The organism is Martinezella lusitana, assembly GCF_900094565.1.
GTDB lineage: Bacteria > Pseudomonadota > Alphaproteobacteria > Rhizobiales > Rhizobiaceae > Rhizobium > Rhizobium lusitanum.
This window is the reverse complement of record NZ_FMAF01000014.1, coordinates 108,577-127,564: the sequence shown is the minus strand read 5'-3', so window position 1 is coordinate 127,564 and position 18,988 is coordinate 108,577. Positions and strand designations below refer to the sequence as shown.

General features: G+C 60.6%; 17 protein-coding genes. 6 read left to right on the top strand and 11 right to left on the bottom strand.

What is annotated here, in order from left to right; genetic code table 11:
* Positions 1 to 7 precede the first annotated feature (7 nt).
* A complete protein-coding gene (locus GA0061101_RS24265) occupies positions 8 to 1,012 on the bottom strand; it encodes a Gfo/Idh/MocA family protein (RefSeq protein WP_037197709.1) in 1,005 nt (334 codons plus the stop codon).
* Entirely contained in the window at positions 1,009 to 2,055 is a 1,047-nt protein-coding gene (locus GA0061101_RS24260) for a LacI family DNA-binding transcriptional regulator (protein ID WP_037197708.1), read from the bottom strand. The genes GA0061101_RS24265 and GA0061101_RS24260 overlap by 4 nt, the downstream gene beginning before the upstream one ends.
* Positions 2,056 to 2,322: 267 nt before the next feature.
* Between GA0061101_RS24260 and GA0061101_RS24255 the strand changes: the two genes are divergently transcribed.
* A complete protein-coding gene (locus tag GA0061101_RS24255) occupies positions 2,323 to 3,489 on the top strand; it encodes a dihydrodipicolinate synthase family protein (RefSeq protein ID WP_092575232.1) in 1,167 nt (388 codons plus the stop codon).
* Between the two features lie 7 nt (positions 3,490 to 3,496).
* On the opposite strand, the gene GA0061101_RS24250 is transcribed toward GA0061101_RS24255, so the two are convergent.
* The 9 genes from GA0061101_RS24250 to GA0061101_RS24210 all read right to left on the bottom strand — a co-directional run bounded on the left by GA0061101_RS24250 (position 3,497) and on the right by GA0061101_RS24210 (position 13,969).
* Positions 3,497 to 4,462, bottom strand: a complete 966-nt coding sequence (locus tag GA0061101_RS24250) for a GGDEF domain-containing protein (protein WP_234903823.1) — start codon at positions 4,460 to 4,462, stop codon at positions 3,497 to 3,499.
* A gap of 434 nt (positions 4,463 to 4,896) precedes the next feature.
* Complete coding sequence (locus GA0061101_RS24245) at positions 4,897 to 5,937, bottom strand: LLM class flavin-dependent oxidoreductase (protein ID WP_037197706.1); 1,041 nt, start codon at positions 5,935 to 5,937, stop codon at positions 4,897 to 4,899.
* A 12-nt stretch (positions 5,938 to 5,949) separates the two neighbouring features.
* Positions 5,950 to 6,861, bottom strand: coding sequence for an ABC transporter substrate-binding protein (locus GA0061101_RS24240; protein ID WP_425350020.1), 912 nt, complete (start codon positions 6,859 to 6,861; stop codon positions 5,950 to 5,952).
* 105 nt (positions 6,862 to 6,966) lie between these two features.
* Positions 6,967 to 7,911, bottom strand: a complete 945-nt coding sequence (locus GA0061101_RS24235) for an ABC transporter substrate-binding protein (protein WP_037197705.1) — start codon at positions 7,909 to 7,911, stop codon at positions 6,967 to 6,969.
* Positions 7,912 to 8,003: 92 nt separating this feature from the next.
* Positions 8,004 to 9,788: an amino acid ABC transporter permease/ATP-binding protein gene (locus tag GA0061101_RS40775; protein WP_081938743.1), complete on the bottom strand. Its 1,785-nt coding sequence runs from the start codon at positions 9,786 to 9,788 to the stop codon at positions 8,004 to 8,006.
* A 40-nt stretch (positions 9,789 to 9,828) separates the two neighbouring features.
* Positions 9,829 to 10,389: a GNAT family N-acetyltransferase gene (locus GA0061101_RS24225; RefSeq protein WP_037197704.1), complete on the bottom strand. Its 561-nt coding sequence runs from the start codon at positions 10,387 to 10,389 to the stop codon at positions 9,829 to 9,831.
* Positions 10,386 to 11,585 (bottom strand): M20 aminoacylase family protein, encoded by a 1,200-nt coding sequence (locus GA0061101_RS24220; protein ID WP_037197755.1) that lies wholly within the window; start codon positions 11,583 to 11,585, stop codon positions 10,386 to 10,388. Before GA0061101_RS24220 ends, GA0061101_RS24225 begins: the two co-directional genes overlap by 4 nt.
* A gap of 16 nt (positions 11,586 to 11,601) precedes the next feature.
* Complete coding sequence (locus GA0061101_RS24215) at positions 11,602 to 12,951, bottom strand: LLM class flavin-dependent oxidoreductase (protein ID WP_037197703.1); 1,350 nt, start codon at positions 12,949 to 12,951, stop codon at positions 11,602 to 11,604.
* A 25-nt stretch (positions 12,952 to 12,976) separates the two neighbouring features.
* Positions 12,977 to 13,969 (bottom strand): LLM class flavin-dependent oxidoreductase, encoded by a 993-nt coding sequence (locus GA0061101_RS24210; RefSeq protein WP_037197753.1) that lies wholly within the window; start codon positions 13,967 to 13,969, stop codon positions 12,977 to 12,979.
* 387 nt (positions 13,970 to 14,356) lie between these two features.
* Between GA0061101_RS24210 and tauA the strand changes: the two genes are divergently transcribed.
* The 5 genes from tauA to mntR all read left to right on the top strand — a co-directional run bounded on the left by tauA (position 14,357) and on the right by mntR (position 18,969).
* Positions 14,357 to 15,370 carry a taurine ABC transporter substrate-binding protein gene (tauA, locus tag GA0061101_RS24205; RefSeq protein ID WP_037197702.1) on the top strand — a complete coding sequence of 338 codons (1,014 nt, stop codon included), beginning with the start codon at positions 14,357 to 14,359 and terminating at the stop codon, positions 15,368 to 15,370.
* A 55-nt stretch (positions 15,371 to 15,425) separates the two neighbouring features.
* Entirely contained in the window at positions 15,426 to 16,214 is a 789-nt protein-coding gene (locus GA0061101_RS24200; protein WP_037197701.1) for a taurine ABC transporter ATP-binding protein, read from the top strand.
* Positions 16,211 to 17,065, top strand: a complete 855-nt coding sequence (locus tag GA0061101_RS24195) for an ABC transporter permease subunit (protein ID WP_037197700.1) — start codon at positions 16,211 to 16,213, stop codon at positions 17,063 to 17,065. Before GA0061101_RS24200 ends, GA0061101_RS24195 begins: the two co-directional genes overlap by 4 nt.
* Before the next feature lie 91 nt (positions 17,066 to 17,156).
* Positions 17,157 to 18,227, top strand: a complete 1,071-nt coding sequence (locus tag GA0061101_RS24190; RefSeq protein WP_037197699.1) for an LLM class flavin-dependent oxidoreductase — start codon at positions 17,157 to 17,159, stop codon at positions 18,225 to 18,227.
* Between the two features lie 262 nt (positions 18,228 to 18,489).
* A complete protein-coding gene (gene mntR, locus GA0061101_RS24185; protein ID WP_037197698.1) occupies positions 18,490 to 18,969 on the top strand; it encodes a manganese-binding transcriptional regulator MntR in 480 nt (159 codons plus the stop codon).
* Positions 18,970 to 18,988: the final 19 nt, after the last annotated feature.

Below are 18,988 nucleotides of genomic sequence, written 5' to 3'. Positions count from 1 at the left end.
GCATAATCTAGAGTCCGGTTTTTATCTTGACGGCCGCGCCGCCTCTTGCGGCCTCGACGACGGCGAGGCCGGTTGCAAGCGACCAGATTCCATCCTCGGCTGTAGCGGCAGGACGCCCCTTCCCCGCCACGGCGGCGTGGAAGGCTTCGAGCGCGGTCTGGTAGAGGTTCTTGTCGGTCGTCGGCAGTTCCTGCTCGCCCTCGGCGGTCCGCAATATCACGGTGCCGATCGGCCGCTGCGTCATGACGTTGCGAGCGATGAGCGATCCCTCGGTTCCATGCACCTCGAAGCCGGTGTCGGCATATTTCACCGTAAAGGCATCATGGAACTGGGCGATGACACCGTCCTCGAAGCGCATCACGCCCATGACGGCATCTTCCAGCCCTTCCCTGCCCATTCCGCCCGACTGTGAGAAAGCCGTGACCTCAACCGGGTTACGCCCGAGGACAAAGCGCAGCGTATCGGCATCGTGAACCGTGATGTCGAGGATCACGCCACCGCCGGCGGCCGGCTTCTCGATCCTCCAGCCCTGAAGATGCGGCGGCAGATAGACGGCGTGGAACACCCGAGCCGCCAGCGGCTTGCCGATCTTGCCGGAGGCGATGGCATCCCTCATCGCGATATGGGTCGATGCATTGCGAAGATGATGATTGGTCGCCAGAACGACGCCGGCATCCTTCGCCGCCTGTGCCATAGCATGCGCATCGTCAAGCGACATTGCCAGCGGCTTCTCGCAAAGCACATGCTTGCCGGCGCGAGCCGCGGCAATCGCCTGGTCGCGGTGCAGCTCGTTGGTGGTCGAAATATAGACGGCATCGATCTGCGGATCCGACACAAGCTCCGAGACCTGCGAAACCGACCGGCCGATACCGTTTTCAGCAGCGTAGGCTCGTGCGCGCTCCGGGCTCGAACTCATGACTGACACCACCTCGCCGCCAGCAGCGCGGATGGCGCCGATGACCCATTCGCGGGCGATGGTGCTTGCGCCGATAAGACCCCAACGAACAGTCATGCCAACTCCTCCCTTGATTTTCTCTGCGCGGCACCGCAGCTCTCGCGAACGACGAGACGGACGGCCGCGGTCACGTTCTCCGCCTCCACCTTTCCCGCATTGATCTGCTTGAGAAGAAGCTGAGCCGCACGCCTGCCCATGCCCTGCGGATCGACTGAAATCGTCGTCAGCGCGGGCACTGCAGTCTGCGCCTCGATCACATCGTCGAAACCGACGACGGCGAAGTCACGGCCGGGCTCCATGCCACGCGCGCGAAGCCCGTCGCAGACGCCGAAAGCGACCGCATCATTGAAGCAGACAGCCGCGGTCGGCGGATTGCCCATCGCCATGGTGCGAGCAATCGCATCCGCACCGCCGGCCCTCGATGGGGCCGATGAGACAATCAGTTCGTCGTCAAAACCGAGACCGACTTCCACCACTGCATCCCGGTAACCGGTCAAGCGCTCGGCGAAAACGGCCGTATTGGGAAAGCCGCCCAGGAAGGAAATCCGCCTATGGCCAAGCGAGGCCAGATGCCGGACTGCCGCCGCCGTTCCTTCGTGATTGTCGGATACGATCGAGGAAACCTTGGCGCCGGGCAGGCTGCGCACCGCGACGACGACCGGGATGCCGGCTGCGACCAACGGCTTGAAATCGGCTGCTTCCGTTGCACGGGCCGGCGAAACGATCAGGCCGGAAATGCCATGCTCGCGCATGGACGCAATGACCTCGCGCTGGCGATCGATGCTTTCGCTCGTATTCGACAGAAACTGCACGAAACCCGCGGATTGAACGACCATATCGACTCCCACTGCCAGCTCCGCGAAGAAACTGTTGGTGAGGTCGTTGACGACGACACCGATGATCTTCGACTTCGCGCCCGTCTGCCGGAGCGTGGCGGCGCCACGATTGTAGACGTAGCCGAGCTCCCGCATCGCGGCACTGACCTTCACCCGCGTGCCCTCATTGACCAGAGGGGACCCCTGAAGCACCAGCGAGACGGTCGACTTTGAAACGCCGGCAGCCTTCGCGATGTCTATGACGGTAACCCGTCCCCCGGCCATATAATCCTCCCTGCTAATTCTCTAAGCAATTAATTGGAACGTTCCAATTATGTCAAGAGCGTTTTTCCAAATTCAGATCAATAGCCGCCACATCTTTTCTGCCATTTCGTAGATACCCATTGTTTTAAATAGGTATTTCTGTCTACTTCGCAGCAGCAATCGCCAGCGCTAGTATTTTTCGGCAAATTAGCAGATCCCCAAAATAGCCTCTTGCAATTTGGAACGATCCAAATTAATGGGTCGTTCAATCTTGTGAGGAGGATTGTCATGAGCCTGACTTTGAACCTGCCGAACTCCGATGGCATCATTCGCGGTTATGAACTGGTGGGAACGCCTGTCGCACGGCCGGCGGCACCCCCGCGCTTCAATCGCATCGCTTACGCCGCCGCCCATGTCGTTTCGGATCCGAGCAAGGAAACCGACCCTTGGGGCCGGCCGGCCATCGACTGGGAGGCAACGATCGCCTTTCGCCGGCATTTGTGGAGCCTCGGCTTCAAGATTGCCGAGGCAATGGATACATCGCAGCGCGGCATGGGACTGGACTGGGCCGGCGCGCAGGAACTGATCCGACGGTCGCTCGATGAGGCAAGGAACGTCGATGGAGCCGATCTCGCCTGCGGCGCCGGAACCGATCATCTCATCGCGTCCGAGGCGCGATCGCTTGATGATGTCATCAGGGCGTACGAAACACAGGTCGAATATGTGGAGAAGCATGGCGGCCGCGCCATCATGATGGCGAGCCGCGCGCTTGCCCGCGTCGCAGCCTCCACTGACGATTACGCCAAGGTCTATGGTCGCATTCTCTCGCAGGCCAGGGACAAGGTCGTCCTGCACTGGCTCGGCGACATGTTCGATCCGCAACTGGCCGGCTATTGGGGCAGCGCCCAATTTGAGCCGGCGCTCGAATGCGTCTTGAGGATCATCGACGAAAACCAAGATAAGGTCGAAGGCATCAAGATCTCGCTTCTCGACAATGCCAAGGAGGTCCAGCTTCGCACCCGGCTTCCGAACGGTGTCCTGTGCTTCACCGGTGACGATTTCAACTATGCGGAGCTGATCGAAGGGGACGGCGAGCGCTACAGCCACGCTCTTCTCGGCATTTTTGACGCCGTCGCCCCATCCGCCTCGAAGGCGCTAGCCGCACTCGCAGCCGGAGACGTAGCGACCTTCAGGTCCGTCATCGAACCCACGGTTCCCCTGTCGCGCAAGATTTTCGAGGCGCCGACACAATATTACAAGGCGGGCGTGGTGTTTCTTGCCTGGCTGAATGGACATCAGAACCATTTCAGCCTCCCCGCCGGCATGCAATCCGCACGCGGCGTCAATCACTATGCCGAGATCTTCCGACTGGCAGACAAGGCCAATGTCCTCGACAAGCCGGATTTGGCTGTTCGCCGCATGAAGAACTTCGTGGGAGTCTTCGGTATCGAATAAAGCGTCTTCAGTCGGCTCGAGCCCACTTAGCCGGCATCACCGCATCCGTCGGCCTGAGCCAGACGACAGAGACGCGCTTTCCGGTTTGCTTGGCAAGATACATGTCGTTGTCGGCGCGTTTGACGAAGGAAGCTGACGTATCTCCCGGCCTCAAAAGCGTTACGCCGACGGCCGCCCCGACGTCCGTCAAGGCACCACCGATCGCTATCGGCTTGAAGATGCGCTCGATCGCCTCGAACAGCATGTCGCGCGCCTCGTTCAAAAGGGCAGGATCGATTTCGAACAATACGATGAACTCGTCGCCGCCAATGCGAGCTATAAAATCATGTGTTCGGAAACTGTCACGCAAACGGCTTGCAATGGTGCGGATCACTTCATCGCCGGCATCGTGGCCCATGGTGTCATTGACGATCTTGAAACCATTGAGATCGATGAAGGCAAGCGCAAGCAGCCGCTCATTCGATTCCTGCGCCGCAATCCTTTCCTTCAGCACCTCGTCGAAGCAGGCGCGGTTCGGCAGGCCGGAGAGCGCATCGGTACGTGCGGAGGCGCGAAGCGCGAGTTCGATTTCGGACTGATGGCGGACGCGCGCCGATACGTCGAGGATGATTTCCACGTCGAAAGATATGCCGTCGACCACGGTGCGCTGCGCCGATATCAAGGTCGGAATGATGTTGCCGTCCGCATGGCGGATTTCGACCTCTTCCAGCACATACGCACCATCCTCCTGCAGCAGGCGATGCCGGCGGTCGCGGGCCGGGCTGTCAATGGCTGCGCCCTTCGAGACGAGCTTCTTGCCGCGAATATCGTCCCATTTGAGCCCGGTCAGCTTGAGATAGGCGTCATTGACCTTTGCATAGCTCGACGTCTTCGCATCACTGGTCGTGATAGCGATCGCTATTGGCGCGAATTCGAACATCCGCATCAGCATTGAGGCCAGCACTTCCGGCGGCAGGATTTCGGTATCGTCCATTTGAACACCGAGAATAGTACCCAAATCGAAAGAAATGTAGACGAAAGTCCTTAAAATCTCGCTGATATCAAAGAAACATATCTAAACGCGTTCCTCGCAGCCATCGACTTCTTGCCACCGAGCGAGAAATTCGCGCCGACATCTGTTGCCTGACCGCAACAAGCGCAAAACGCGAAACTAAAAGCCAACATAAATCTCGGCAAAACGGGGAAATGAATTGAAAGAAAACAATCACTTCTTGGCGCGCGCCCCACGCACCGTGCGCCGGGCGACATCCTCACCATCGAGGCCCTGCGCCATTTATGGCCTGGATGCACATCATGCAGCATCCAGCCTCGGGCCATTCAGACCTGAATGATCGCTGACCCACATGGAAGAACGGATCGGCGTGTGCTCCCGCCGATCCCTTCCTCGGATATGCGACCCTGTGACGATCAAGTTGCTGACCGGCGCAGGAGGGGCGCCGCCTTCCATCCCAACCCAGGTGCGATAATCGTCACGAAATCATGGAGGATTTGCCGATATTCTTCGTCGTGAAATTCGTACGGCAGTTCCAGCCGGAACTCGCTGACATAGGGCAGGACCGGATCGGCGTGGAGACGTTCGAGAATCTCGTCCGACGAGCCGACCAGGTCGCGCGCGAAAAGCGTTCGGCGTTCCCCCTGCGGTGAAAGCGTTCGCTCGTAGCGGCCGGCGGCATAATCGGTATAGCGCTTGCGCGTGATGGCGTCGGCGCTGTCGAACGGAACGATGACGCGACCGAGCGCCACCCGTCTCGTCTCGCCGCCGGAAGCGCGATAGGTCTCCAGCTGCCGCGATTGCGCCACGAAGAAATCGTCGGTCTCTTCGCCCGTCGTTACATTGCCGATCAGAAGATTAAAGCCGTTCTTGCCGGCCCAGGCCGCGGAACGCAACGAGCCGCCACCATACCAGATGCGATCGATCAGTCCCTTCGCATAGGGCTGGAGACGCGGACGCTGCGGACCGAAGGGCGTCTTGATGAGTGTATGCTGATCGCCGATATAGGCCCCGCGCAGATTGCCGGCAAAGCGCAGCACCCTCTGATGGGAAAAATCGTGGCTTTCCCAATCGCCATCAAAGGCGAGAGGACCAATCAGGTCGGCATGCAAGGGGCGACCCGCGCTCAGCCCGATGTTCAATCGTCCGCGCGACAGGACATCCACGGTCGCGAGATCCTCGGCGAGACGATACGGGCTTTCGTAGCCGATCGGAATGACGGCCGTCCCGAGTTCGATATGGCGCGTCCGCTGCGTTGCCGCCGCAAGAAAAGCGCTTGCCGAGGAGATGCCGGGCTCGAGATGCCGCTGGCGCACCCAGGCGCTGTCGAATCCCCTCTGCTCGCCATGCTCGAGAAGCTGCAAGGTCTGCTCCAGGCCAGCTAAAGGATCCTCATCGGGATAGTTGCCCGGTGTGAGAAAGCCGATGTGGCTGATCGATGGGGCTGGATGGCTCATTCGGCTATCTCCTCAATATTTCGGCAGGCCGGGCGGATTGGTTTCCGACTTCGCGAGGGCTTCCTCGGAGAGATGCCAGTGGTCTAGAATCTTGGCATAGGTGCCGTCGTTGATCAGCCCGTTCGTGGCAGTGGTGAGCGCTGCCGCAAGGCCGCTGCCCTTGCGCGTGGTAATCGCGACGTCCGAACGATCCGGCCAGCCCGCGCTCAAGGTGCCCACGCGTTTGATGTTCTTGTCCCGGGCAGCGATGTAGACGAGCTGGGCATGTGGCTGCACGATGACGTCGGCCCGGTTCGACTGGAGAGCCAGAAGGCTCGCGGCATCGTCGTCGTAATATTGCAATTCGATCGGCTTCAGGCCGGCCTGGACGTCCTCATCGCTCCATTTCAGCAGGATCCGTTCCTGATTGGTGCCTGCGCCGACGATGATCCTGAGGCCGGCAGCATCCTTGGGTTCATTGATCGACGCGACCTTGCTGTCGGTCTTGACGAAGAAGCCGTGCAGACCCTGGCGATAGGTGGAGAAATCGAACTTCTCCTTGCGCTGCTCGGTGACGCCGACATTGGAGATGACAGCATCGTATTTGCCCGAGGTCAGACCGAGCGGCCAGTCGATCCAGGCAACGGGTACGAGTTCCAGCTTCAGGCCGAGCGTATCGGCAATGGCGGAGGCGTAGTCAGGATCGGCACCGACGACGGTCTTGGCATCCGTCGCGTAGGTCGCAAGCGGTGGCCCGCCGGGGGCGACAGCCACGGTGAATGTGCCCGGCGTCACAAACTTGAAGCCCCTGGGAATGGCGGCAATCGCCGCATCGTTCTTTGCCGCACGGACACGTCCGGGCTGTTGTGGACTGAGGTCGAAGTCGTCGGATGCCTTCACCGGGCCAAAGCCGATCAAGGCAGTCGCCACCAAGGCGGCAAGCATGGTTCTGAAGCTGGGATGGATCGTCACGAACTCTGTATCTCCATAACAGATGAATGGGGGGCGGACCGGCGCGGGCCCCACCAACGCCGGTCCGCTCGACCAACATTACGAACCGCTTTTCGGCAGGCCCGCAGGGTTGGTCTTGGATTGATCGACCGCCTCGGCGGTCAGGCTCCAGTGCTTCAACACTTCGCCGTATTTGCCGTCCTTGATCCGATCATTGATAGCGAGCGTGAGGGCGTCGCCGAGACCAGCGCCCTTCTTAGTCGTGACAGCGATTTCAGCCGTGAGCGGCCAACCGCCCGAGACGGTGCCGACGAGCTTCCTTGTGCCGTTGATGGCGGCCTTGTAGGCCTGCGTCGCGTTCGGATTGAACTCGACATCGGCACGACCCGACTGCAGGGCGAGATCGGCGGCGGCGCGATCGTCGTAATACTGCACGTCGATCGGCTTCAAGCCGGCCGCCACGTTCTGCCGGTCCCATTCGAGAATGATCTTCTCCTGGTTGGTGCCGGCTCCGGTGATCACCTTGAGACCCGCGACATCCTTGGGCTCCTTGATCTCGGTGATCTTGCTGTCGGCCTTCACGTAGAACCCGAGCACGTCCCTGCGATAGGTGGAAAAGTCGAATTTCAGCTTGCGCTCCTCGGTAACCGTCACGTTGGAGATCACGGCATCATACTTGCCGGAGGAGACGCCGAGCGGCCAATCCTCCCAGGCAACTGGCACGAGCTCGAGCTGGAGACCAAGGGAATCGGCGAGCAGTTGTGCTATGTCCGGGTCAGCGCCGACAACGGTCTTCGCATCGGTGGCGTAGGTTGCGATTGGTGGATCCCAGGGGTTGATCGCCACCGTGAATTTGCCGGGATTGACGAATTTGAAGCCGGGTGCGATCGCCTTGATTGCCGCTTCATCCTTCTCCGCCCTGACGCGATTTGATGTATCCGGGCTCAGGTTGAATTTTTCGGCCGCACTGGCGACCGCGCCGCTCATCACTACAGCGGTGATGGCCCCGGCAAACACGTACTTTGCTCTATCAAAGAATGCCATACCTCTTCTCCATTTCATCTTAAAGTTGTTGTTTTTGTCGTTATCATCCGAGTGCCCGTCACGGCCCGGCATTTTTCACCAGCTTGTGTCTGCTAGAGAACCTTGGCGAGGAATTCGCGCGTGCGCGGATGCCTCGCATCGTTGATGATCTGCGTCGGCGATCCCGCCTCGATAATGTGGCCGCCTTCCATGAAGACGACGGTATCGGCAACCTCTCGGGCAAAGCCGATCTCGTGGGTGACGATGACCAATGTCGTCCCGGTGCGGGCGAGCTCCTTGATCACGTCGAGCACTTCGCCGACAAGTTCCGGGTCAAGCGCCGAAGTCGGCTCATCGAACAGCAACACCTTCGGGCGAAGCGCCAGGGCGCGGGCGATGGCCACACGCTGCTGCTGGCCGCCGGAAAGCTGGCGGGGATAAGCATCGATCTTGTCGCTGAGGCCGACCCGTGCCAACAGTTCCCGGGCAAAGGCCACGGCCTCGTGCCGGCTCTGACCACGCACCTGGATCGGCGCCTCAATGAGGTTTTCCAGAACGGTCAGATGCGGGAAGAGATTGAAGCTCTGAAAGACCATGCCGATATCGGTCCGGCGCTTCAGGATGTCCTTCTCCTTCAGCTCGTAGAGCACCTCGCCCTTCTGGGTATAGCCGACAAGCTCGCCGTCCACCGAGATGAAGCCATTATCGACACGCTCCAGATGATTGATGGAGCGCAACAGCGTCGACTTTCCCGAGCCGGATGGGCCGATAATGGCGGTCACGCTTCCGGCCGGCAGGCTGAGCTCGATATTGTCGAGCACTTTCAACGTGCCAAAGCTCTTCGATATGCCGTGAATACGCACCGCACCGCCCTTGGCGCGAAGACCCGTTACGCTCCGAAAAGTGGTCAGCGTCCCGGTGTCCACCCCGGCGCTCGTGGCAGCGACAGGCAGCGGGCGGCGGAAGCGCTGGAAGAAAGCCTGGAATGGCAATGGGGTCGGATTGCGCAGCGCGCCGCGGGAAAAATAGCGCTCGATATAGTGCTGGGCGATCGACAGAACCGTCATGATGACGAGATACCAGACCGTCGCCACCATCAGCAGCGGGATGACCTCCAGATTGCGGCGGTAGATGACCTGCACCGTGTAGAAGAGTTCCGGCAGGGCCAGCACGTAGACCATGGATGTGCTCTTGGCGAGACCGATGATCTCGTTGAAGCCTGTGGGAAGGATGGAGCGCATGGCCTGCGGCAGAACGATGCGGAACGCCTGACGTCGGCGCGGCAGGCCAAGCGCGGCCGCGGCTTCCAGCTGCCCCTGGTCGACCGACAGGATGCCGCCGCGAACGATTTCTGCGAAGAAGGCCGATTGGTTCAGTGTCAGCCCGAGGAAGGCCGCCGCAAACGGCGTCAGGAGTTGCGTCGTTGGATAGTCGAACAACACCTTGTCGGTAAAGGGGATGCCGACGGAGATCGTCTCGTAGAGATAGCCGAGATTGTTGAGCACGAGCAGCAGCACGATCATGGGGATCGAGCGCAACAGCCAGATATAGCCCCAGGAGAGACCGGAAAGCAGCGGCGATTTCGACACGCGGGCCAGAGCCAGGGCTGTGCCGAGGATGGAGCCGGAAACGGCCGCGAGTGCGGTCAGAAGCAACGTCCTGCCGAGGCCCACCAGCACCGGCTCGGCAAAGAACCACTCGGCGAACACCCCCCACCCCCAGCGGGGATTGGTGAAGGTGGAATAGAGGACGGCGGCAAGAACGAAGGCGGCAAAGATCGTCCCGGCGGTACGTCCGGGATGCCGTGCCGGCACGATACGATAGCGGGCATAATCAGTCTGCGTCTCGTTTGTTCCGGCGGCGGGATCGATACCCGCAAAATCCGTTGTCAATGCCATGATGCTTGCCCCTTGTGATTATCGTTGCTTCAATCCGCCGTCAGCGTCCGGTGGCGGCCAGCCGCTGCTGCGATCCGGAGGTCTTGGCTGAATAGGATGGCGCCAGATGGCTGACGTCCTTCTCGAAAGGCAGGCTCTTGTAGATTTCAGGATCGACTGACGTATCGAAGAGAGCGGTGTAGCCGTTGTTCAGATAGAGGCCAACGGCCTCCGGTTGGCGGAAACCGGTCGTCAGGTAGATGCGCTTATAGCCTTGCCGCGCGGCCTGCTCCTCAAGCTCGACCAGAAGCTTGCGCGCCAACCCCTGACGCCGGAGGTCATGCCGCGTCCAGATACGCTTGAACTCGGCGGTCCGGTCGTCATAGCGCTTGAATGCCCCGCCGCCGATCGTCTCGCCGTTACGCACGAGAAGCAGGAAATTGCCGTTCGGCGGCGCGAAGGCCTCCGGCGGATAGCGGTTCAATTCGGCGGCTGCGCCGTCGGCGTTGAAATAGTTGCCGTAACGGCTGTCATATTCGAAAATCAATTCGTCGATCAGCGGCTTGGCGCGCGGGTCCAGCGTGGTCGTATAAAGAAACGTGTCGCTCATGTCGTTCGTCACCTGTTGTCATCCGCGAGGAAAGTTTCGGCGAGCCGCACCCAGTAGCGGGCGGCGGGCGCGATGATGGCGTCATTGAAATTGTATTGGGCGCTGTGCAGCGGGGCGCTGTCGCCATTGCCAACGAAGAGGTAGCTTCCGGGTTTGGCCTCCAGCAGGAACGCAAAATCTTCGCTTGCCGTGCGCGGCCGGAAATCCGCTTCGACGGCAGCCGGGCCAAGCGCCTGCACTGCCACGCCGCGGGCAAAAGCAGTCTCGTCGGCATGGTTGACCAGCGCTGGAAAGCCCAGGCGATAGTTGACCTCCGCCACCGCGCCAAAACTTTCCGCCTGCGCGCGGGCAAGCGCGGGGATACGCTCCTGAAGCGTCACGCGCACCTGTTCGCTGAAGGCGCGCATGGTGAGCTTCAACTCCACGCTTTCCGGAATGACGTTCGATGCGGAGCCGGCATGAATCGAGCCCACAGTCGCAACAGCCATGTCCTGCGGGTCGATGTTGCGCGAGACCACGCTCTGCAGAGCCGTGATGAAGGAAGCCGACGCCAGCACGGGGTCGACAGCCCTATGCGGCTCGGCGCCATGACCGCCCTTGCCGACGATCTTGATCACAGCCTGGTCGACGGAGGCCATGGCAGGACCGGCAACGAAGCCGAACTGCCCCTCGGGAACACCGGGCCAATTGTGCAGGCCAAAGACGGCCTCGACCGGAAAGCGATCGAAAAGCCCTTCCGACAGCATCTTGCGGGCGCCCGCGCCGATCTCTTCAGCCGGCTGGAAGATCAGCCGAAGCGTGCCGTTGAACTGGCTGCTTTCGGCGAGATAGCGCGCGGCGGCGAGCAGGATGGACGTGTGTCCGTCATGGCCGCAGGCATGCATGACACCGGGATTGCTGCTCGCATAGTCAAGCCCTGTCGCCTCATCGATCGGCAGGGCATCCATGTCGGCGCGGATGCCGAGACTGCGCTGCCCATTGCCGCGCTTCAGGGTGGCGACGACACCGGTTCCGGCTATGCCGGTGGCGACCTCATAGCCCCAGTCGGTCAGCAGCGATGCCACCCGCTTGGAGGTGCGGTGCTCCTGAAAGGCCAGTTCGGGGTATTGATGGAGATCGTGCCGCAGCGCGATAACCTCGTTGAGATAAGCGGCAATCCCTTTCTCGACGGGATCATTGAGCGAAGCGGTATTGACGATGGCGTTCATGGGGATCGGTCCGGGCTCAGGCGCCAACGGCCTTTGCAGGTTCGATATGATCGGATTGCGCCACATGACGACTCTCGCGGAACGGCAGGCCGAGATGGTCGCGCAGCGTCTCGCCCTTCAGCTCTGGATCGAAATAGCCGCGCCTCGTCAGGATCGGCAGGACATGCTTGGCGAAGTCGTCGAAGCCTTCCCCGATGACCGGGAAGCCGAGGATGAAACCGTCGGCACCTTCCTGATCCACCCAGCGGATGATCTCATCGGCAATGTGTTCGGCAGTCCCGATGAAGGCGGTGCGGGGCGTTGCGGCGTCGAGCGCCACTTCGCGAAGCGTGAGCCCTTTCTCCCGCGCCGTTTTCTTGATGCGATCGGTCGTGGCGCGGAAGTTGTTGCGGCCGATATCGCCGAGATCCGGAAATGGCTCGTCCAGCGGATAGGCGCTGAAATCATGGTGGTCGAAGAAGCGACCGAGATAGGCCAGCGCCTCTTCGACTGTAACGAGATTGCGGATTTCCTGATACTTGGCCTCCGCCTCCTCCTGCGTCGCACCGACGATCGGGCCGATGCCGGGAAAAATGCCGACCTTGGCCGCGCTGCGGCCATGGGCGATCGCGCTCTGCTTGACTTGCTTGTAGAAGACCTTGGCATCCTCAAGCGGGCCGCCATTGGTAAAGACGGCATCGGCGTGCTTGCCGGCAAGCTTGATGCCGGAATCGGACGCACCGGCCTGGAAGACCACGGGCTGTCCTTGCCTGGATCGGCCGATATTCAGCGGTCCTTCGATACGGAAGAAGCGCCCCTTGTGATTCAGGCGATGCAGCTTGGCCTTGTCGGCGTAAACGCCCGTTTCGCGGTTGCGCGGGAAGGCATCGTCATCCCAGGAGTCCCACAGGCCCTTGGTGGCATCGAGATATTCGTCTGCGATCTCATAGCGCAGCTCGTGTTCGGGGTGCTCTCGGCTGTAGTTGCGGCCGGAGCCTTCGAGCGGCGAGGTTACGGCATTCCAGCCGGCGCGGCCGCCGCTGATGAGGTCGAGCGAGGCGAACTGACGGGCAATGGTGAAGGGGTCGCTGTAGGACGTCGAAACCGTGCCGACCAGGCCGAGCTTCGTCGTAAAGGCCGCAAGCGCCGACAGGATGGTCAGCGGCTCGAACCGGTTGAGGAAATGCGGGATCGACTGCTCGTTGATGTAAAGGCCGTCGGCGACGAAGGCGAAGGCGATGCCGGACTCTTCCGCCTTACGGGCCGTCTTGACGAAAAAGTTGAGATTGGTGCTGGCATCAGCTGGGACGCTCGGATGCTTCCAGGCATTCATGTGGCCGCCTGGGCCTTGCAGCATGATACCGAAGGTGACGTGTTTTTGAGCCATGATTGATCCTCCTGGGACAGGCTGTTCAGGCAACGAGGGAAAGCCGCTCTTTGGCGAGCAGTTCAATTGAGGTGAGCCGTTCCGCCGCCGTCAGCGCCGGCGTATCGAGCACGAACTCCTCGACGCCGTAACGGCGGTGCAGCGCATCGAGTTCGTCACGGATCTGCGCGGCCGTGCCATGCAGCACGCTCGGGACCTTTTCTTCCGTGCGATAGTCCGTGACACCGGCTTGACGAGCGAATTCCGCCGCCTGCTCCAGGCTGCCGACATTGACGCTTTGGCCGTTGGGCAGGAAAAGCTTGACGATGCGAAGCTGGCCGACGCGCTCGCGAGCATGGGCCTCGCTTTCAGCGGCAAAGGCTGCGAGCGCCAGGATCGGAACCTTGCCACCTGTCGCACGCCCATATGCCTCGAAGGTCTTATTCAGATTCTCGGGATCGCCGTTCAGATGGCCGGCGAAAACCAGCTTCCAGCCCTTCTCCGCCGCAAGCTCGGCGCTCTCGACGCTGGCGCCGAGCAGGAAGCGTTCCGGCGAGCGCGGCGGAAACGGTGTCGCCAAAGCGCCATCAGAATGGGGATCGGCAGCGAGATAGCCATTCAGGTCGGAGAGCTGCTCGGCAAAACTCGGCTTCCGTTCCGGATCGATGGCGACCTGCAATGCGCGTGTCGACAGCGGAAAGCCGCCTGGCGCCTTGCCGACACCGAGATCGATGCGGCCGGGCGCGAGCGAGGCCAGGAGATTGAATGCCTCGGCGACCTTGTAGGAACTATAGTGTTGCAGCATGACGCCGCCGGAGCCGATGCGGATCTTCGAGGTTCTGGCGAGAAGATAGGCGATCAGCACTTCCGGTGCCGAACTTGCAAGGCTCGCCATGTTGTGATGCTCGGCGACCCAGAAGCGGTGATAGCCGAGTTCTTCGGCTCTGACGGCCAATCGCGTCGTGGCGCCGAGCGCATCGGTGGCGCTGAGCCCCTGCTCGATCGGGCTCTTGTCGAGAAGGCTGAGGAGATAGGACATGCCGTTTCGTTTCATCCATGTTTGCGCCGAATGACGATCATTGGCGCCATAATCTATAAAAAACATAGATTTTGCTGAATTTAAGAAACAGCTTTCTTTTTCTTCATGCGGATGCGGAAAAAATAAGCAGCCGATTAAAGGGGCGGCAAGCGGATTTGCAGAGGTCGACTGGGGCAACATCCATGGGAAGCGAGGCTCCCATCAACCCGCGCTTTTGCTTTCGGAAAGATGCCAACGCTGCAGCGCCGGTCATTTCAGACAAACAATTCCCCTTATAGTCTATAAAAATAGTTTGTTATTTCTATCGATATTCCACCCTTCTTCGCTAGGCTCGGATCATTGAACTCAGGGAGCGCCGGAAAGTATGGTCCGGCCAAAGGGATAAACATGAACCTCAAGAATCTGTTCGCCGCGGCCGTCGTCGGCCTCGCCAGCATTTCAACGGCAACGGCTGCAGCCGCAGCCGACAAGAAAGTCGTCGTCGGCTATCAGACTGATGCTCTGCCTTCTTCCGTCGCCATCGCCAACGGCGATTTCGCCAAGGCAGCCGGATATCAGATCGATTTCCGCAGGTTCAATTCCGGCGCGGAAATCTTTGCGGCTATCGCCTCGGGTGATGTTCAGATCGGCTACGTGGGCTCCAGCCCGTTTGCGGCGGCCGCATCGCGAGGCCTCGAGGTCAAGGCCTTCTACCTGTCGTCGATCTCGGGCGTCGACGAAGCGCTTGTGGTGCGTAACGGCTCGGCCATCAATACGCTCGCCGATCTCAAGGGCAAGAAGCTAGCGGCGGCACCAGTTTCCACCGACCATTACCAGCTGCTCGCCCTTATCAAGTCTCTCGGCCTGACGGAAAAGGACGTGCAGGTCTTCGCCATTCCGCAGCCGGAAATCGTCGCAAGCTACAATCGCGGCGATATCGATGGCGGCTTTGTCTGGGACCCGGCGCTGACCGAGCTGAAGAAGAACGGCAAGGTGCTGGTGACCTCCAAGGATGTGGCAGACAAGGGCGCACCCACCTTTTCCGCCTGGGTGGCAACGTCGAAATTTGCCGCAAGCGATCCGCAATTTCTGAAAGCCTTCGCTTCCGTGATCAACAAGTACTACGCTTCCTTCGCAGCCGACAAAGCGGCATGGGGGCCGGACAGCGACAACACCAAGGCCCTTGCCAGGCTTCTTGGCGGAACGGCGGAACAACAGGCTGCGGCGCTGAAGAACCTCACCTTGCTGACACCAGACGTTCAGGCATCGGCAGCCTGGCTCGGTGGCGGCGACCAGTCGGGAGCCGCAAAGATCCTGAAGGACACCGCCACCTTCCTGAAGGGCCAGGGCAAGGTCTCCGAAGTTCTGCCGAACTACAGCGCCTTCGTCACGCCCGACGCGCTTGTCAGCGCCAGCAACTGATCCTCCCCAACGCCGGTGCGGCGGGCGTGCCGGCGTCGAACGTCCGAGAGAAGACATGCTTCAAGTCGATCATGCCAGCGTATTTTTTGCAGCGCGCGACGGCCGAACCGTTCACGCGCTCGATCGCGTATCCTTCAATATTCCGGAGCGCGGTATCGTCGTTGCGCTGGGTGCATCGGGATGCGGCAAGTCCACCTTGCTGAATGCGATCGCGGGTTTCCTGCCGCTTTCAGAAGGAACAATCACGCTCGACGGCAGATCCGTTTCCCGCCCCGGAGCCGATCGCGGCGTCGTCTTCCAGAAGGATTCGCTGCTCCCCTGGAAATCCGTGGTCGATAACGTGGCTCTTGGTTTGCAGTTTGCGGGGTTGGGACGACGAGAACGCCGAGATCGCGCCTTCGAGTTGCTGCGGCTCGTTAGATTGACCGACTTCGCCAATGCCTTTCCCTACGAACTTTCGGGCGGCATGCGGCAGCGTGTCGGCATTGCCCGTGCGCTCGCCCCCGATCCCGACATATTGCTGATGGACGAGCCCTTCGGCGCGCTCGACAGCTTGACGCGCGAGCAGATGCAGGAGCTGCTGGTCTCGGTTTGGGCTAGAACTGACAAACGTATTTTCTTCATAACCCATTCGATCGAGGAGGCCTTGTTCCTCGGTACCGAGCTGCTGGTCATGTCTCCGCGACCGGGCCGCGTCGTTGCCCGCTTCGAGCTTGATTTCGTGCATCGCTTTGCCGCCAGCGGCGACACGAAGTCGATCCTCGCATCGCCCGAATTTACCAATCTGCGCGAAGAAATTCGCGCTATCCTTCACAATGCGGATGATTTCAGGAGCGCGGCATGAGCGATATCATCGAGGCGCGCCCAATCACGGCTTCTCAGCGGGAGGCGGAACCGAAGCTCGTGCGAATGCCGAGCTTCGGTTCCGCCGACAAGCCGACCATTGCCATCAGCATCGGTGCCGCCATCGCCTGTCTTGGTCTGTGGTGGCTTGTCTCCAGGCTCGGTCTGGTTTCCCATCTCTTCCTGCCGCGGCCCGACGAGGTATGGACGCAGATCGGCGTCGTCTATCGTGACGGCTACGCCGGCGCGTCACTATCCGAGCATATTTTCGCAAGCCTGTTTCGCATCGTCGTCGCCGCGGCAATCGCAATTGTGGTCGGCATCCCCGTCGGTCTGCTGATGGGTCTCAATCGTTGGGCAAAAGGCATCCTTGACACGCCGATCGAGTTCTATTGGCCGTTGCCGCCTTTGTCCTACCTGCCGCTCATGATCATTTGGCTCGGCATAGGCGAGACCTCGAAAATCACGCTTCTGGTTCTCGCCATGTTCGCGCCGATCTGCCTCTCGGCCCAGGCCGGCGTCCGGTCGCTTCCGCTCGAGCGCGTCAACGCGGCCCGTTCGCTCGGCGCCAGCCGGTTGCAGCTCTTCATCTCCATCGTCCTGCCCTCAGCCCTGCCGGAAATCCTGACGGGTGTCAGGATCGCCTTCGGCATCGGCTGGGGCACGCTTGTCGCTGCCGAGCTCATCGCCTCGACCCGCGGCATCGGTTTCATGATCATGTCGGCATCGCAGTTCCTCGCCACCGACGTCGTCTTCGTCGGCATCGGCATCATCGCGATCTGCGCCTTCGCCTTTACGGCTGGCATCCGCATTCTGGAGGCCGTTCTCGTTCCGTGGAAAGGCAAGCTCTAACCGAATGATCTCGGCACGATCAAAGGACTGATCCATGGCAGCCCTCACCGGGGATCTCCCATCCAATCCATACAGACCTGCAGGCCCAGACATGAGCAGCAATAGCGAGTTTCTTTGGTATATTCCCAATGACGTCAAACCCGGCCACCGTGGCGATTCAGCAGTCGAAAACCACAACAGCCTGCAAACGCTGACAGCCCACGCAAAGGCACTGGAAGACCACGGCTGGAAAGGCGCGCTGATCGGCACCGGCTGGAGCCGGCCCGATACGTTTACCGTCGCGACCGCACTTGCCGCAGCCACAACCACCTTTGAACCTCTTATCGCAATCCGTCCTGGTTATTGGCGGCCAGCGCACTTTGCCTCCGCCGCTGCCACGCTCGACCACCTGAGCGGTGGCCGCGTCCGCGTCAACATCGTGTCGGGCAAGGACAATCTTTCCGCCTATGGTGACAGCGAGGGCGACCAGGTGCATCGCTACGCCCGCACCAAGGAATTCATGCGGCTGGTTCGCAGACTCTGGACCGAAGAGAACGTCACCTATGAGGGCGAACATTTTGGTGTCACCGAATCCACAGTAGCACCGCGTATCCAAAGTCGCGGTGATCGTCGACATCCCAAGCTCTATTTCGGTGGCGCCTCGGAGGCAGCCGAGCGGGTTTCCGCCACCGAGGCCGACGTCCAGCTCTTCTGGGGCGAGCCGCTGGACGATGTTCGCGAGCGGATCGAGCGGCTGAAAATATTAAGCAGGCAGTTGGACCGCGACCTCGCTCCGCTGGAATTCGGATTGCGGATCACCACGCTGGTGCGCGACACCACCGAACAGGCTTGGGCCGACGCCGAGACGAAAGTCGCCGAAATGGCAAAGATCAAGGGGGCCGGCTGGAACGATCATCGGCAGTCGATCGCCGTCGGCCAGCGGCGGCTGCTCGATCTGCATGCGCGCGGCGATGTCCTCGATGACAATCTCTATACGGCGCCTGGCAAATTCGGCGGCGGTGGTGCCGGCACCACCTGGCTGGTCGGTTCGGCCGCCGACGTCGCCCGTTCGCTGCTCAAATATCGGGACCTCGGCATCACCCATTTCGTCCTCTCCGACACACCGTATTTGTCGGAGATTGCTCGGCAAGGCGATCAACTCCTACCGCTGCTGCGTGACTGACGCGACGAGACGACATCAATTTTTGGATAGTGCGTTCTGACGGCTGAACTGTCGTCCGACGGACATGGATTTGACCATTTCGGAGAGTGAATTGCTCAGGGAGGTTGTTCAGCGCGGAACATCTCCCCCGAGCAATGTTCCGATTCCTGTACCGGATAGTCGTTGATCGCATGCCGGTCGGGGTTTCATAACGAATGTGATTTATTTATAGTCGAGGCTAAACATTATCACGTTGCTCTTAATCTTCTGGAGGTGAGCCGCCTTGACGAAACTGCCCGCAACCCCGGAAAGCCGACTTGCATCGACAGAAATCGAGTCGCATGCCGAGGCCTTCCAGAAAAGCCGTGAAGACCGACGTACGGAATTGATGGAGGACTACGTCGAACTGATCGCCGATCTGATAGAGCATGCGGGCGAAGCGCGCCAGACCGATATCGCACAGCGTCTTGGGGTCACGCAGCCGACGGTCGCCAAGATGCTCAAGCGTCTGGCAGAGGAAAATCTGATCACCCAACGCCCTTATCGCGGCGTCTTTCTGACAGAAGAGGGACAACGTCTCGCGGCGGCCACCCGTCGCCGCCATGAGGTCGTCGAGGCCGTGCTATGCCGTCTCGGCGTCGATCCCGATACCGCAAGAAACGATGCTGAAGGCATTGAACATCATGTCAGCGAGAAGACGCTCGAGGCATTCGAACGCTTTCTCAAGACTCAACAGGCCGTAGTGCGGCCGCCGATCGCCTGAGTTTGGCAAGCCATGGGGT